General features: G+C 53.2%; 14 protein-coding genes. 7 read left to right on the forward strand and 7 right to left on the reverse strand.

Annotated features, from left to right (window positions below):
- Positions 1 to 12: 12 nt before the first annotated feature.
- The 3 genes from QMZ65_RS13755 (at position 13) to QMZ65_RS13765 (ending at position 5,572) form a co-directional block, all read left to right on the forward strand.
- A complete protein-coding gene (locus QMZ65_RS13755; protein ID WP_283216192.1) occupies positions 13 to 2,328 on the forward strand; it encodes a primase-helicase zinc-binding domain-containing protein in 2,316 nt (771 codons plus the stop codon).
- Between the two features lie 404 nt (positions 2,329 to 2,732).
- On the forward strand, positions 2,733 to 4,340 hold the full coding sequence (locus QMZ65_RS13760; RefSeq protein WP_283216193.1) for a TIR domain-containing anti-phage reverse transcriptase: 1,608 nt from the start codon (positions 2,733 to 2,735) through the stop codon (positions 4,338 to 4,340).
- A 380-nt stretch (positions 4,341 to 4,720) separates the two neighbouring features.
- Positions 4,721 to 5,572, forward strand: a complete 852-nt coding sequence (locus tag QMZ65_RS13765) for an AraC family transcriptional regulator (protein WP_283216194.1) — start codon at positions 4,721 to 4,723, stop codon at positions 5,570 to 5,572.
- Here the strand turns inward: QMZ65_RS13765 and QMZ65_RS13770 are convergent.
- On the reverse strand, positions 5,526 to 5,924 hold the full coding sequence (locus QMZ65_RS13770; RefSeq protein WP_097118450.1) for a helix-turn-helix domain-containing protein: 399 nt from the start codon (positions 5,922 to 5,924) through the stop codon (positions 5,526 to 5,528). The genes QMZ65_RS13765 and QMZ65_RS13770 overlap by 47 nt on opposite strands.
- A gap of 192 nt (positions 5,925 to 6,116) precedes the next feature.
- On the opposite strand from QMZ65_RS13770, the gene QMZ65_RS13775 reads away from it, so the two are divergent.
- Positions 6,117 to 6,494: a DUF1360 domain-containing protein gene (locus QMZ65_RS13775; RefSeq protein WP_176505772.1), complete on the forward strand. Its 378-nt coding sequence runs from the start codon at positions 6,117 to 6,119 to the stop codon at positions 6,492 to 6,494.
- A gap of 2 nt (positions 6,495 to 6,496) precedes the next feature.
- Here the strand turns inward: QMZ65_RS13775 and QMZ65_RS13780 are convergent, their stop codons facing one another.
- Together QMZ65_RS13780 and QMZ65_RS13785 are read right to left on the reverse strand one after the other, a co-directional pair.
- The gene (locus QMZ65_RS13780) at positions 6,497 to 6,961 is read right to left on the reverse strand and encodes an Rrf2 family transcriptional regulator (RefSeq protein WP_034829963.1); all 465 of its coding nucleotides are present in this window, start codon (positions 6,959 to 6,961) and stop codon (positions 6,497 to 6,499) included.
- Positions 6,962 to 7,028: 67 nt separating this feature from the next.
- The gene (locus QMZ65_RS13785) at positions 7,029 to 8,021 is read right to left on the reverse strand and encodes a LacI family DNA-binding transcriptional regulator (RefSeq protein ID WP_034829964.1); all 993 of its coding nucleotides are present in this window, start codon (positions 8,019 to 8,021) and stop codon (positions 7,029 to 7,031) included.
- A gap of 403 nt (positions 8,022 to 8,424) precedes the next feature.
- Between QMZ65_RS13785 and QMZ65_RS13790 the strand changes: the two genes are divergently transcribed.
- On the forward strand, positions 8,425 to 9,888 hold the full coding sequence (locus tag QMZ65_RS13790; RefSeq protein ID WP_097118449.1) for a sugar porter family MFS transporter: 1,464 nt from the start codon (positions 8,425 to 8,427) through the stop codon (positions 9,886 to 9,888).
- A 15-nt stretch (positions 9,889 to 9,903) separates the two neighbouring features.
- On the opposite strand, the gene QMZ65_RS13795 is transcribed toward QMZ65_RS13790, so the two are convergent.
- The 4 genes from QMZ65_RS13795 to QMZ65_RS13810 form a co-directional block, all read right to left on the reverse strand.
- A complete protein-coding gene (locus QMZ65_RS13795) occupies positions 9,904 to 11,037 on the reverse strand; it encodes an ROK family protein (RefSeq protein WP_166933326.1) in 1,134 nt (377 codons plus the stop codon).
- A gap of 16 nt (positions 11,038 to 11,053) precedes the next feature.
- Complete coding sequence (dnaC, locus tag QMZ65_RS13800) at positions 11,054 to 11,794, reverse strand: replicative helicase loader DnaC (RefSeq protein ID WP_034829969.1); 741 nt, start codon at positions 11,792 to 11,794, stop codon at positions 11,054 to 11,056.
- A complete protein-coding gene (gene dnaT / locus QMZ65_RS13805; protein WP_283216195.1) occupies positions 11,794 to 12,330 on the reverse strand; it encodes a primosomal protein DnaT in 537 nt (178 codons plus the stop codon). The genes dnaC and dnaT overlap by 1 nt, the downstream gene beginning before the upstream one ends.
- Positions 12,331 to 12,422: 92 nt before the next feature.
- The gene (locus QMZ65_RS13810) at positions 12,423 to 13,115 is read right to left on the reverse strand and encodes an autotransporter domain-containing protein (RefSeq protein ID WP_097118446.1); all 693 of its coding nucleotides are present in this window, start codon (positions 13,113 to 13,115) and stop codon (positions 12,423 to 12,425) included.
- 142 nt (positions 13,116 to 13,257) lie between these two features.
- Between QMZ65_RS13810 and QMZ65_RS13815 the strand changes: the two genes are divergently transcribed.
- Together QMZ65_RS13815 and QMZ65_RS13820 are read left to right on the forward strand one after the other, a co-directional pair.
- A complete protein-coding gene (locus tag QMZ65_RS13815) occupies positions 13,258 to 13,818 on the forward strand; it encodes a DNA-3-methyladenine glycosylase I (RefSeq protein ID WP_211728885.1) in 561 nt (186 codons plus the stop codon).
- Positions 13,819 to 13,928: 110 nt separating this feature from the next.
- A complete protein-coding gene (locus QMZ65_RS13820; protein WP_045815063.1) occupies positions 13,929 to 14,591 on the forward strand; it encodes an OmpA family lipoprotein in 663 nt (220 codons plus the stop codon).
- The last annotated feature ends 21 nt before the right edge of the window (positions 14,592 to 14,612 follow it).

Below are 14,612 nucleotides of genomic sequence, written 5' to 3' on the forward strand. Positions count from 1 at the left end.
GAGGATGCGCACATGAAACATATTGTCTCTGACACCGTAAAGGCGGCCACCGGACTGTGGCCGCAGCTTCTGCCAGCACTCGGCATCAGCGTGGACACAGGCGGGCGGCACGGAGCCTGCCCGGTCTGTGGCGGCAAAGACCGCTTCCGCTTCGATAATCAGGGTGGGCGCGGAACCTGGCTGTGTAACCAGTGCGGTGCCGGTGACGGCCTGAACCTGGTGGAAAAGGCGCTTGACGTCAGTGCTAAAGAGGCCGCCATGAAGGTGGCCGGGATGCTCGGCACGCCGCCGGAGTCCGCCCCGGCTGTGACGGATGACGCCGCAGACAGAACCCGCGCGCAGGCAGACACCGCCACACGGGCGCAGGCGCTTATCGCCGCCGCTGTCAGCCGCACGGACAACGCCTACCTTTCCGCGAAAGGGCTGCACGGTACCCAGGCGTTGACGCTTGCTGATGCGCTGCGCTGTGGTGGCATCAGTTTTGCCGCCGGGGATGTGCTCATCCCCCTGACCGGTGAAGACGGTACGGCCGTTAACGTGCAGCTCATCAGCGCCGCAGGCGACAAACGCACCCTGCCCGGCGGGCAGGTGAAAGGCACGTACTGGCTGGCAGGCGAGCCGGACGGCAAAATGCTGTGGCTCACTGAGGGCTACGCCACCGGCCTGACCGTGCACCGGCTAACCGGGCAGGCGGTTTACGTGGCGCTGAGTGCCAACAACCTGCCCGCGCTGGCGAAGCGGCTGAGTGAGTCACACCCCGGCGCGATGATGCTGATTGCCGCCGACCGTGACGACAACGGCACCGGCCAGTTAAAGGCAGAGGAAGCGGCGAAAGCCTGCGGCGGGAAAGCCGCCCTGCCGCCGGTGGCGGGTGACTGGAACGACGTGTGGCAGGCGCAGGGGGATATCGCCACCCAGGCGCAGCTCACCGCCTTCACGCAGCCGCAGCCGCTCAGCCCGTTTGAGTCCGTCAGCGAAGCCGACCTGAAGGCCATGAGCGCCAGCCAGAAGGCGGAGCTGCTGGTCGCCCACTACGGGCAGGCGCTGGCCGTGCCGCCGTTCGGGGAAGAAATCTGCCGCTATGAGAACGGCGCATGGCAGGTGATGGAGGCGAAGACGCTGCGCCGGGAAATCGCCGCCCTGTTTCAGAAGGTGCGCGCACCGTTCTCGGCCGCCGGTATCGGCAGCGTGCTGGACACGCTCAAGCTGATGGTGCCGCAGATGGGTGAACCGTCCCGCCGCCTGATTGGCTTCCGTAACGGCGTGTATGACACCACAAAAGGCACCTTCAGCCCGCACCGCCGCGAGCACTGGCTGCGCACGGTGAACAGCGTGGACTACACCGTCCCGCGTCCGGGTGAAAACCTTGCAGACCACGCCCCGGCTTTCTGGCGCTGGTTGACGCGGGCCGCCGGACACAACCATGACAAGCAGGAGCGAATTCTCGCGGCGTTATTTATGGTGCTGGCAAACCGCTATGACTGGCAGATGTTTCTTGAGGTCACCGGCCCCGGCGGCAGCGGCAAGAGCGTGATGGCCTCCATTGCCACGATGCTGGCCGGAAAAGACAACACCACGTCTGCCACCATTGACACGCTGGAATCCTCCCGCGAGCGCGCCAGCGTGGTGGGCTTCTCGCTGATTATCCTGCCTGACCAGGAGAAATGGAGCGGCGACGGCGCGGGCATCAAGGCGATTACCGGCGGTGATGCGGTGGCAATCGACCCGAAATACCGTGACGCCTACTCGGCGCACATTCCGGCGGTGATTCTGGCGGTGAACAACAACCCGATGCGCTTCAGCGACCGCAGCGGCGGCGTGTCGCGCCGCCGGGTAATCCTGACGTTCCCGGAAGTGATACCGGCAAAGGAGCGTGACCCGCAGTTGCTGGACAAAATCAGCACCGAGCTGGCCGTCATCGTGCGTCACCTGATGCAGCGCTTCAGTCAGCCGGAGGAGGCCCGCGCGCTGCTCCAGGCGCAGCAGACGTCCGGCGAGGCGCTGGAAATTAAACGCCAGGCTGACCCGCTGGTCGATTTCTGCGCCTACCTGATGCCGATAAGCACCGCGACCGGCCTGTTTATGGGTAACGCCAATATCCGCCCGCTGAACCCGAAACGCTATCTCTATCATGCCTACCTGTCGTTTATGGAGTCACGCGGCCATCAGCACCCGCTGAGCCTGACGGCATTCGGCCAAGCGGTGCCGCAGACGCTGAAAGAGTATGAGCGCATTCTGCTGAAGCGCCGGACGAATAACGGTGTCCAGACCAACCTCACGCTGCATGAGGACAGCGAAGCCGACTGGCTGCCCGCGTGCAGTCAGTAACCCCCGCAGCAAACGAACCGGCTCAGGCCGGTTTTTTTACGTTTCAGCCCGGAGTGATCACTTCATGTGTACACCCGTGTACATGCAGACCTTAACACTTCACCATCTAACTATTTGATTTAAAATGATTAAAATTGAAGGTGAACAGTGTGAACACTTTCAAATGAAATCTTTTTCACTTCATTTTAATTTATCAATATGGTAGATATCTTGTACGGCTCTGCCTTAAATTTGTGAGGTTGTTTCGCCTCGAAGGAACTAATGTTAGGACACATGCCACCGTTCAGCCGATGGTTATTGTTCGCAACGGGTTGTCAGCTATACGTTGCGCAAAGTGATTGGGCAGAGCCGTAATATTGACTAGATTATAGGGGTTGATTTTGTCACTACATGATAAATTATTAATGCACAGCCTCAACTTAGCAAATAAAGAAAATCAAGAATCCACACCCGAACTTCCTCAAGTTGAACCAGAACCATACAAAGACGGAAGGAACATAAAATGGAGAAACAAAAAGCTCAAAAACGAATCCACTATAGACCAAGAGAGCTTAATAAAAATATGCAAACTAATTGAATCCGGTGACATTGTCGTTACTTCAGCAAACGACATTGCAAATCTTCTTGAAATTCCTGTCGGCCAATTACTCTATATTCTCTATAGTAAGAAAGATAACTACCGAAGTTTTGAGATAGAAAAGAAAAATGGGAACAAAAGAATTATCAATGCTCCCAATGGAGGATTATCAATACTACAAGAAAAAATAAAGCCTATTATTGAATACTTTTACAGACCAAAAAAATCTGCTCACGGCTTCATAAAAGATAAAAGCATCATTACAAATGCAGTCATGCATACTAAGAAAAAGTTTGTCGTAAATATTGATATTGAAAATTATTTTGACTCAATAACATTTGCCAGAGTTTATGGGATATTCAAAAGCAAACCTTTCAATTTTGCTCATCCAGCGGCCACAGTTTTAGCTCAGCTATGCACTCACAATGGTAAGCTGCCTCAAGGCGCATGTACATCCCCTGTATTAGCTAATCTTGCATCTGCCTCGCTTGATAAACAGCTCACTCAACTGGCAGGCAGAAAAAACATATCTTACTCTCGATATGCTGATGATATAACCTTTTCATTTAATCAAAAAAAAGTTATTGATATTATTGAACAAAATGATGATGGAAGTTATGAGATTAGCGAGACTGTTGAAGGAATCATCTCAAGAAATGGTTTCAGAATTAACTATGATAAATTTAGAGTTCAAACAAAAAACACTAGACAAAGTGTTACGGGCTTGGTTGTCAATGAGAAAGTAAATATTGACAGAAAATACATCAGAATTACACGCTCAATGATTCACAGATGGAAAGATGATAAGGTAAAGTATGCACTTCTGTTTACTACAGAAAAAGGATACAAGACAAAAAATAACAAACAAGCCACAGAAATTTTCCGAAATCATATCTATGGAAGACTTAGTTTCATAAAAATGGTAAGAGGAGAAGATTACCCGGGATATTTAAAGCTGATGTCATACATGAGTCATAACGATCCATCAAAAACAAAAGAAGGGCTGAGGGCTATGAAAGAAACAGAAAACTTTGATGTATTCATCTGCCATGCAAGTGAAGACAAGGAAGATATTGCCAACCCCGTATACGATGAATTAACTAAAATTAATATTTCAGCTTTTATCGATCATGTTGAAATAAACTGGGGCGACTCATTAATAGAAAAAATAAATTCAGCCTTAGTTAAATCTAAGTATGTCATTGCCATTTTATCAGCTAGCTCCGTTAATAAAGAATGGCCTCAAAAGGAATTAAGAGCAGTCTTGGCAAGTGAGATATCCGATGGGGACGTCAAGCTTTTAACGCTGGTAAAAAAAGATGATGAGGAAATAGTTAAAACAGCATTACCTTTACTGCGTGATAAACTTTATATGGTATATGAAAAAAATCCTGAAGAGGTCGCTGATAGGGTTAGAACACTTTTACATCGATGAACACCCTTCTAAGATTAATGTGTATATTAATGTGTATAATACATTAATGTACACAAATTAAAATCCTTGTTTATCATTGTCATATACATAAATTCGCACTCCTGTGATCTTCCGCCACCTTCCTCTTACTGTTACTCATTTCTAAATGATTGGCTTAGGCAACCTGTAAGTCATCATTACAAGTTGGAAAATTTCAGCCTGAGGATGTAGAGCAAGGTTGGCACTTTACTTCTGCACTATCCTCCGCCACTTGTTCAAATCTTTTTACCTCGCCTGCACAATGCAGTTATTCGGTAAAACCGAACAACTGAGCTCTGTTTAAAAATCAGCTTGTTCATGATTCTATACTGTCTTTCACGCTGGCTATTGCGGAATCACCCATGCTCATCCATCCCACCGACAACCTCACCTTCTCTGGCGATCCGCGTGCGGATGAGCTGCGCCAAAAACTGCTGCAACCCAATGCACCCAAAGTGATTGCGGCGTCATTATCGAAACAGCTTGATCGAGAAAGCCGCACCCACAGACATGCCGCCGGACAACTTTACTGTCTGAAGCAAGGGATGATGACGGTCAACACGCCCTCGGGCATCTTCGCCAATCCGCCGCGCCTGGTGGGGTGGATTCCGCCACACTTCGAACACGCGATTATCGGGCCAGGTCGCGTGCTCGGCTGGACGGTGTTGGTGGATGAAGCGCTGACGGCACCGCTGCCAAAACACCCGGTGCTACTCTCCTGTCCTTCGGTGCTGGAACCGCTGGCTGAGCGGCTGGCAAATTTGTCGCCGGATAGCTGGGGCAGCGATCGTTACAATCGGTTATGCGATGTGTTTCTTGATGAGCTGTATGAGTCCACCGAGCATGCGCTGACGCTGCCACTCCCCGAAGAGCCGCGTCTGCGGCAGATTGCGCGCTTGTTGATGGATAATCCGGCGGATACCCGCACTGGCCCCGAGCTGGCACAGTGGGCGGGGTTGAGTCCACGTAGCCTTAGCCGTCATTGGGCCAGCGCAGTGGGCATGAGCCTCTCGCGCTATCGCCAGGTGTCGCGACTGTTGAAATCACTGGAAGGACTGGCCGACGGCAAAAGTGTGCAGCAGGTAGCGTGGCAGGTCGGTTTTGATAGCGTGAGCAGTTACATCAGCGCCTTCCGCAGCGCCTTTGGTTCCACGCCCGGCAAATACTTTACGCCGCCTGACGCGTCTGCGGTTGCAGTATCAGAAGACTCATAGGCCCATCGATCGCTGGCAGGCTGTGATGATATTTACGACGAAACGCGCCGGGCGGCAGATCGTACATGCGGCGGAAAGTGCGGCACCATGTCTGCTGCGACTCAAAGCCATACTTAATCGCAATCTCCATCAGCGGCATATGACCGTTCATCAGCGCAATCGCCGATGCCGTGAGTTTACGTTCGCGAATATAGCTGCCTAGCGCGATACCAGTATGGTGGCGGAACATGCGTTGCAGATGCCACTGCGAATAGCCCGCACGACGCGCGACCGTCTCCAGCGTCAGTCGCTGTTCAATATTGTCTTCGATCCAGAGCATCAGTTGATGCATACAAGCTGCCTGAATATCCATCTTTCCTCCTGATGGCGGATTAAAAAGTCAGCAACATTATAAAAAAGCCTCAGCTGGCTATGTTTAGCGTTAAAGCCAATAAATAACGATATCTCGCCAAACTTTAATGGCTGTCGTTCTGACCCGACGCTTGCAGCTTACACTATCATGTAATATTGTAAGTTACATGACAAATGCCTGACAGGAGGATGTATGAATAGTTGGATGACTTCAGACGTGGGAACTTGTGTCGCGATAGCTCTGGCAGCGGCCAGTATCGCGATGACCCTCACGCAAACCGAGTTGTTTGCTGGCTTACGCGCGTGGACCGCCAAAAAGCACGCGCTGCTCGGCCATCTGTTCCACTGCTTTTACTGCATGAGCCATTGGACGGTGCTCGCGGGCATGGTGATTTATCGCCCTGCGCTATTGCACAGCGATATGGCACTCATTGATTGGGTGATGACAGCGTTCATTACCTTAACCCTGACCACCTTTATCAACGGTTTGATGTTCAAAGTGTTCCAGGCAGCAGTCACCACGCATGTGATGAAGCACAATGCGCAGATCACTTTGCAGAAGCAGGATTGAGGTTATTCACTGCACAGCGGATGGGGCTCAGATTCCAGCCCCAGTTTTGCCATTTTCTTGAGGTAATCATCGGCAATATCAGCCACGGTGATGTGGCTAAAGCGTTGAAGCAGCAGCACTTCCGCTTCATGGAGCGCCTGATCCAGACGCTCGTCGACCGCATGTTCAACTAAACACGGCGAAGGATCGGCAGCAGGCCCGATACTGAACAGCGCTGGCGACCCAATCGCCTGATACACATCCAGTAGCGTAATCGCGCTGAGTTCCACCCGCAGCTCCCAACCGCCGCCGTGCCCCTTCTCCGAGACCACATAGCCTTTTTCGCGCAGGCCAGACATCATGCGGCGTACCACCACCGGATTGGTGCCCAACATCTTCGCCATCGCTTCCGAAGTGGCGCGTTTAACGTGCCGATCAAGATGAATTAAGGCGTGCAGTGAGCGGGACATTCGGTTGTCGCGGGGCATGGATCATTCCTCTAAAGTTCACGACACTGTAGCAAAGCCGCCCGATAGCAACAATTTATCCGGTCGTCTAGATAGTCGCTCCCATCGAGAGTCGATAATGCAGATTGACCTGTTCAATAGTCGGCTGCTGGTTAATCTTCTTCAGCACAATCTCGGTGGCGACTTTACCCATCTCAAAACGTGGCGTGATCACGCTGGCTAAACGCGGCGTGGTGGCCTGGCCAATCTCCAGCCCGTGAAAACCGGCAATCGCCATCGTCTGTGGCACGGCAATTCCGGCTGCCTGACACTCCTGCAATACGCCGACAGCTAAATCATCATTGGTGCAGAGAATCGCGTCCATTTCCGGATAGAGCTGGCGTGCCAGCGTCATCATGCCCGTACCAATCGATACTGAAGAGACCTTGTTCGGCACAATTCTTCCCGCCGGGAAGCCCGCCGCTTCTACCGCATCACGATAACCCGCATAGCGCTGCTCATCGCGGCGATCGGACATCGAACCAAAATAGATGACGCGCTGTTTGCCGCTGGCCAGCAGCATCGATGTCATATCGTAACCGGCGCGATAGTTATCAAAACCGACGTTGATCCGCCCGCTGGCTTCCGTCAGCCCCATCACTTCCGCCACCGGAATATTGGCGGCATTGAGGTATTTCTCGGCGCGCACCGTGTGCACGGATTCGGTGAGGATCAGCCCTTTGATGTTAAACGCCAGCACGGTGGCGATCTGCTCCTCTTCACGCTGGGCGTTGTAGTCGTAATTGACCACCAGCGTCTGATAGCCGTGCGCACTGGTGACCGACTCAATGCCCGCCAGCAGATCGGCAAAGATTTGGTTGTTAAACGAAGGAACCAGCACGCCAATACGCGGCTGACTCTGTTTGGTTGCGGTGGTGTTGTCGCTATCGGGGACGTAGCCGATTTCAGCCATGACGCTGGCGATTTTCTCCGCCGTTTCCGTTTTAACCTTTTCCGGGGTACGTAAATAACGGCTTACCGTCATTTTGGTGACGCCCGCCAGGGTAGCAATATCGTCCAGAGTGATGCGCTGCGTTTTCATTGCGACGTCCGCAAAGATGGCCTGTCAATCAACGTATTATGCCCGTTGCCCGGAAAAAAATGAAACCTACGCTTAACCTCCCTCAAGGAGAGAAATCAGCGTCACATTACAGAATAAAAATTTCACACCGTTGCAAGAAAAAACAAGAATAGTCATATCACGCCTCTCGCCTCTGATAAAAAACCTATCATTTCAGCCAAATATGGCCCTACCGTGAATATTGCCATCAGCAATTTTCGCAACGTCGTTCACACTCTCTGGAAAAAATTATCCAAAAACCATCATTTAGAACATATATTCCAACGCGATGACCTTGAGTGAAAAACGCTGAACATCGATAACCTACACCACTCCTCTTTCTGAACACGTAACGTTCAGGCCGTAGAGACAAGGGGCTATAACAATGGATACCAGGCAAAAACGCTACAACATGAAGTACGTCATACTCTGCTGTACCGTCGCGGCATTTGGCGGACTGCTAATGGGCTATGACTCTTCAATTATCTCCGGTGCAATCGAACCTTTAAGTGAATATTTCCAGTTAACCCCCGCAGAAACCGGCTGGGCCGTTTCCAACATTCTGCTGGGAAGCTTAGTGGGCTGCTTTATTGCCCCGCGACTGAGCGACAAACTCGGACGCAAAAAATCGCTCGCCATTACCGCGTTGCTGTTCACCGTTTCGGTGATCGGCACCGCCATCGCCCACAACTTCACGGTGTTTGTGCTGTTCCGCATCATTGGTGGGCTGGCGATTGGCCTCGCCTCGGTGATTTCGCCGATTTACCTCGCGGAACTGTCGCCCTCGAAGTTTCGCGGCCGTACCACTGCACTCTATGCGGTATGCTGTGTCGGTGGACAATCGGTGGTGTTACTGACCAACTACTTCATCACCAAATCGACGCTGCCCGAGGTGATGATTAACATGGGCTGGCGTTATATTCTGGCTACTGCACTGGTGCCTTGTGCACTGTTCATCTTCTTCATCGCCTTTATCCCGGAATCTCCGCGCTGGAATGTGCTCAAGGGCAAATACGATGAAGCGCTGGATACGCTGACCAAAATTTCCAACCGCGAGCATGCCGAGAGCGTGTTCAATGAAATCAAACACTCGTTCTCAGACAAAACCGCTCACCAACATAAATCGCGCCTGCGCCTGGATAAAACCACCATTCCGCTGTTGATCATCGGTATCGGTCTGGCGGTCGGTAACCAGATCAGCGGCATTAACGTCATTCAGTACTTCGGTCCGACATTGCTGAAGAACGTGGCGGGCAGCACCGATTCGGCGTTGCTGCAGACCTTCTGGCTGTCGATTTGTCAGTTTATTGGCGTGCTGGCGGGCATGATGGTGATTGATAAAATTGGCCGCCGTAAGCTGCTGCTGCTGGGGGCCATCACCTCCTGCATCTGCCTCGCTTACTCGTTCATCGCGTTCTATTATCACCTGCCGGGTATGCTGGCGGTGGTGGGTCTGTTTGCCTATATGATTTTCTTTGGCATGACCTGGGGCCAGATTGTCTGGACCGTGCTGGGCGAAATCTTCCCTACCGAAATTCGTTCGATCTGCGTCGGGATTTCCATCTGTGCCATGTCGCTGGCGAACTTTGTGATCAGCAGTACTTTCCCGATCATGAACAGCAGCCCGATGCTGCTGGATCTGTTCCACGGTGGCTTCCCGCTGCTGCTGTTCGCGATTTTCTCTCTGGGAATGTACTTCTTTACCTTCCGCTACCTGCCAGAGACCGCGGGCGTGTCGCTGGAGAAAATTCATGGGCTGGTGCTGGAGAAGTTTAACGTTGAGGCTGATTTGCCACAGAGCACCTCAACGACCAAATCCAGCGAGTCATTTGATATTCCACGGCATTAATGTGATGAAGCGCGCCTAAGAGATGGCGCGCTCATATTGCTCAATCACCGCCAGCGCCAAACCGTTGGCAGGATCAATACGCTGCGGCAGGAAATGCAGCTGCGTGTGGGAGAAGGTAAAGGCCAGCGTGCTGGCCTGCGCCGTTTCTTCAACCGCCTGGATAAAGGCAGGATGCGTATTCCACGGCCCATCAATAATGATGCTCGCCGGGTTCACCAGCTGCATCACATGGCTCAGGGCGTGGCCCAAATGTTGACCGGTTAACGCCATCACTTCACTCACGATCTGCGGTTCACTGGCGGCATTCTGCCAGCGCAGTCCTGTTTTACGCTGCCCCAACTGCTGTTGAATTGCGGGCTGACTGATCAGCGTTTCCAGGCAGCCTGAACGTCCACAGCTACAACGCAGCCCTTTCGGTTGCACCTGCAAATGACCAATCTCCCCGGCGGTCCAGCTGCTGCCGACAAACACTTCGCCCTGTTCCACCAGCGCACCGCCAACCCCTTCACCGATACGCAGATAAAAATGGCTTTGTGCTCTATCCAGATCGAGTTGCTCCACCGAGAGCAGCGCAGCGGCTTTGACGTTATGCATAATGCGCAGCGGCAAACGGCAGGCGCTGACCAGCGGCGTCAAAACATCGACATCCTGCCAGCCAAGATGGGCGGAAAAATGCACCCTGCCGCGCTGTGGATCGATAATGCCGGGAAAGCCTACGGCGATGCCCAGCAGTTCAGGATGCGCGGCGTGCAAGGTCTGGCACACTTCCTCCAGCTCACGCAGCAGCTGCTCAGGATCGGCGGTCGCCGTTTGCCAGGTCTGTTCCGCAATCACCTGCGAGAAATAATCACAGACGCGCCAGTGAATGGCGTTGCGCTCCACCATGATGCCGGCGCTTTTTAGCTTTTCCGCGCGTAGCGAAATTTCGATTTTTGGGCGCCCAGCCGCTGCCACGCTCACCGGGCCGAGTTCGTGAATCAGGCCCTGCGCCAGCAAATCATCCACAATCAGGGATACGGTGTTTTTACTCAGCTGCAGCGCCAGCGCGATATCCTGGCGGGAAGTAATACGTGTGCTACGCAGTTGCGTCATCACGCGCTTAAGGTTGTTTAATCGAAGTAATGCGGGGCCTTTACCGGCTACTTTCATCGCGCGCCCACCTGACTCAATACTCATCACCGCGTACACGGCTGCGATAGCTTTCCCAATCGAAACGCACCCACAAACTGGTGCCGAGACGCATACGATCCATCACGCGCTCACCTAATAAGCCGTTCATTCCCGCCGGGTCCAGATTCGACAACATGCCGGTTGGGCGTTTTGACGATGAGCGACGATCGACAATCTGATTGATGATCACTTTTTCGTAGCGGGATTCGCTCTGCATGCCGATCTCATCGATCACCAGCAGATCCACATGGCTAAGATCCTGCAGCAAGCGCTCTTCGGTGATGTCGCTGCCACCGCTGAAGGTGCCTTTCATGCTCGACATCAAATCGGCCACGGTGACAATCAATACGCTTTTGCCACGCAGAATGAGGTCGTTACCGATGGCGGCGGCCAGATGGTTTTTTCCGGTGCCAGGGCGGCCAGAAAACACGAAGCTGGCGATGCTGTTGTCGAACCCGGCGGCATACTCCCGCGCCAGCGCGAGTGCTTTGCGCTGACCATCATTCTCGACACGATAGTTATCAAACGAGCAGTTCATGTGCAGCTCACGGATACCGGAACGCCCCATGATACGCTGCATTTTCATGGCGCGGTTTTCGCGCACGATGGCTTCGGAGCGCAGACGGCCCTGCTCCTGATTCCACGCCAGCAGCTCTTCACCGTTTTTAAATTTCGGCTGCACATCCGCAGGCATAAATTTTTTCAGGCGACTGAAAAGATCGTTCGGCGTTTTCATCACTCACCTCGGAATCCATCGGGAATATCATATTGAGTATTGCTGATCTGGGTGACATCGCGCTTGGGCTGACCGCCATTAGCAGCGCGGTTCATTTGTACGCTGCGCGCCAGTTTCTGCTGCCACTGCACATGATGGAACAGTCGGCCTTCGGCCTGCCAGTAAGCCACAAAGGTAGCCAGTTCGGCTGCGGTGACCGGTTCATTCAGCGCCACACCCCAGATGGCGGCCTGCCGCTGAAAATCGTGATCCGGCTGCCAGCCCGCGTACATGGCAAACTTGCCTACCGGTGTGGCAATCGGTGCCGCATCGGTATGGAACAGGCTGTCATCCAGCGTGACATCATTTGGCTGCTGCGCTGCGGCTTCCAGCGCCAGCAACTGTGCCAGACGCTGCGGTGTCAGCGCATAAAAAGCGGGCGCATTGTTGTGCAGCACCGCCAGTACGCCGTTATCGGCCTGCTGCAACACGGCAAGCGGATCCTGGCAAAAGCCATCCAGCCCCACCAGCGTTGAAGATAAGATTTTAACTGACATGAAGAAACCTGACGTTGACCAACCCGGAGCGCCGATAGGTTTAGCGCTAAGTGGTCAGTGTACCTGTTTTAACGCGATGGATCGCGCAGGATTTAGAAGCTGGCGCTGACGCCAAGGCTGTAAATAAACTGCTCACCGCTGACCACCGCCCCGGTTTGCGAGAAGGAGGCGAAAGCCGCCATATTTTGCCCAAACGGCACATTGGCCCCCACGCTGACATCCACCCAGTTGCTTTCATGGCCGATCTCCTCGGGGCGATCGCGCAGCGATGACGCATTTTCATCACTCAATTGATGGCTGTAGCTAACCTGTGCCCAGGGTGAAATCCAGTCAAGGGTGGAATCAGCGCGCCAGCCCAGTGAGGCAATATGTCCGGCGTGATTGCCATCGACAAATTCACACTTCGGGCAACTCACTCGCGAATCATCCACCGCGAATTGCGCCACCGGACCGGTGCGCAGCGTCGCACTCATCGGCATCTGCCAGCCTGCCGAATAGCGGTTAGCAAAGGGGGCATTCCCCACGCTGGCTTTTTCACTGTGCAGCACCATCGCGCTCTCATCCGGTGAATTAAGCGCGGCATCCATCAGGCTGGTGTCACGATCTTCTGTCAACATCAGGTGATGACTGGAAATCTTTTCAGCAAGTATCGCATTGTAATCCGGCACATAATCCGCGCCCGATTCATCCCATGCGTAAGCCGGCAGCGCCGCAAATAACAGCCACACACTGCCTAAAGCCAGCATGAGATTGTGCTGGCCTGTCCACTCACTTTTCTGCAACATGAAAGACTCCTGACGAGCCAGAAAGGATACGGGCGTTAAGATTCAGGTTTATTGATTATCGGCACCCATTGATTAACTATTAATCGATTCTGTAATACGTCAAGGGATTAACTGTATTTTCCTCATGCTTAGGGAGAGTAATATGCAACGTTGTGGCTGGGTAACACAGGATCCACTCTATCTGGCGTACCACGATAATGAGTGGGGTGTGCCGCAAACTGATAAGCGGGCCTTATTTGAAATGATCTGCCTTGAGGGACAACAGGCGGGTTTGTCGTGGATCACCGTGCTCAAGAAACGTGAGAACTATCGTCGCGCGTTCCACGAATTTGATCCTCAGGCCGTGGCGTTGATGGATGAGGCAGACATGCTGCGCTTGCTGCAAGACAGCGGATTAATTCGTCATCGCGGCAAGCTGGAGGCGATCATCAATAACGCCAAAGCCATGCTGGCGCTGGAAGCGGAAGGCGAAGACTTTTCACGCTTTATCTGGTCATTCGTCGATAATCAGCCGATTTTGCACCGTTTCGCCGATTACAAGCTGGCGCCCACCACCTCCGAGCCTGCCATTGCGCTCTCTAAGGCGTTAAAGAAGCGTGGTTTTAAATTCGTCGGTCCCACAACCTGCCATTCATTTATACAGGCGTGTGGGCTGATTAACGATCATCAAACCAGCTGTTTCTGCCATCCCGATAATCTTTAACGCAAAACTTTACACTTTAAGACTGACCCTCACGCATTTCCCCATTATTGAACGGCATAATAGTGCCGTTTTGGGGCATTTTCCCCGTGTGACTTTGTGAGGGATTTTCAATGAAAAAGCGTAGTTTGACGCTGGCCTTGTTACTCAGCGGCAGCGTTGTGCTGTCCGGTTGTACCACCAATCCTTATACCGGCGAATCGCAGGCCGGGAAATCCGGCATCGGCGCGGGCTTAGGTGCCGTGCTGGGTGCAGGCGTTGGCGTGTTGTCATCGTCGAAGAAAGATCGCGGCAAAGGCGCGCTGATTGGTGCCGCATCCGGTGCGGCGCTGGGCGGTGGCGTCGGCTATTACATGGATGTGCAGGAAGCGAAGCTGCGCGACAAAATGCGCGGTACTGGCGTCAGCGTGACGCGTCAGGGCGATAACATCGTGCTGAATATGCCGAATAACGTCACCTTTGACTCTAACAGCAGCAACCTGAAACCCGCAGGTGCTAACACCTTAACAGGTGTCGCGATGGTGCTGAAAGAGTATCCTAAAACCGCCGTCAATGTGGTGGGCTTCACCGACAGCACCGGTACGCGCGCGCTGAATATGCGCCTGTCGCAACAGCGTGCGGATAGCGTGGCCAGCGGCCTGATTCTGCAAGGCGTAGCCCAGAACCGTCTGCGCACGCAGGGCATGGGCCCGGATAATCCGGTGGCCAGCAACAGCACCGAAGCGGGTAAAGCACAAAACCGCCGCGTCGAGATCACGCTGAGTCCACTGGGTTAATCCCGCTCGCCGATCTGTTTC

It is taken from the genome of Pantoea sp. EABMAA-21 (assembly GCF_030053335.1).
GTDB lineage: Bacteria > Pseudomonadota > Gammaproteobacteria > Enterobacterales > Enterobacteriaceae > Pantoea > Pantoea communis.